Annotated in this window: 1 pseudogene; it reads right to left on the minus strand. The window is 54.5% G+C overall.

The annotated features are described in order from the left end of the window. Positions 1-139 precede the first annotated feature (139 nt). Positions 140-255, minus strand: a pseudogene (locus tag AB3X96_RS42905) (IS5/IS1182 family transposase); the annotation flags it as partial.

Below are 255 nucleotides of genomic sequence, written 5' to 3' on the forward strand. Positions count from 1 at the left end.
GAATCTCGGCAAACAGTGGTCGTCACGCTTCAAAAAGCCAGGCGACCAACCTGCCAGCAGACTCTCATGGCTGATACGACGCAAGTGGCAAACGGCCAACTCTCTGAAAACGAGTTGTGCAGACCTTGCCTAGAGCGTGTTAGGAACTTTGAAGTACTGACACGGCGTGGACAAGCATGAGCATTGCGAAGACGACGAAATGAAGCCCAGCGAGAGTTTCGGGGAGCCGTTCATAGTCACGTGCGAGACGCCGGA

The sequence above is a fragment of the Paraburkholderia sp. BR13439 genome, assembly GCF_040948805.1.
Lineage (GTDB): Bacteria > Pseudomonadota > Gammaproteobacteria > Burkholderiales > Burkholderiaceae > Paraburkholderia > Paraburkholderia youngii.